The 805-nt window shown below is 67.6% G+C and carries 1 protein-coding gene; it reads left to right on the forward strand.

What is annotated here, in order from left to right:
• A partial coding sequence (locus tag RRY12_13320; protein ID MEG2185655.1) for a histidine kinase dimerization/phospho-acceptor domain-containing protein occupies positions 1 to 805 on the forward strand: 805 nt, incomplete at both ends.

The raw sequence follows: 805 nt of genomic DNA on the forward strand, positions 1-805 counted from the left end.
CAGCTGCTTCTTCTACCTGCAGTACGCGCATGCGCTGGCCACCATCGTCATCACCGTGTGGATGGTGCTGGCGCTCACCTGCGGCATCGTCGTGTGGCGCCGCGGCTACCAGCCGGCGCGCTTCTTCATCATGGCCTTCATCGCGCTGATGCTGCCAGGCGTGCTGATCCTGCCCGCCCACCTGGGGCTGATTCCCGCCGTGGTGGCCAATGCGCAGCTGCTGGCCCTGCTGGGCGGCACGCTGGACGGCTTGCTGCTGGCGTTCGCGCTGGCCGACCAGATCCGGCTGCTGCGCAACAACCTGGAGCAGCGGGTGCAGGAGCGCACGCTGGCGCTGACCCTCAGCAACGACGCGCTGCTGGCGGCCAAGGAGCACGCGGAAGTGGTCAGCCGCCACCGCATCGACTTCCTGTCGGCCATGAGCCACGACATCCGCACGCCGCTGGCCGGCGTGATCGGCATGCTGAAATTCGCGCTGCGCGACCAGACGGTGCGCGGCCGCACGCAGGAATACCTGCGCATCGGCCTGCACAACAGCGAATCGCTGCTGGCCATCCTGAACGACATCCTCGATTTTTCCAAGATCGATGCGGGCCGCCTGTCGATCGAAACCGTGGACTTCGACCTGCTGGCGCTGATCGGCGACGCGGCCGGCATCGTGCAGGGCCAGGCCGATGCCAAGAGCCTGCTGCTGCGCCGCGAACTGGCGCTGGACCTGCCCCGCTACGTGCGCGCCGACCCCACGCGCCTGCGCCAGATCCTGATCAACCTGCTGGGCAATGCGATCAAGTTCACGGCCAACGGC

It is taken from the genome of Cloacibacillus sp., assembly GCA_036655895.1.
GTDB lineage: Bacteria > Synergistota > Synergistia > Synergistales > Synergistaceae > JAVVPF01.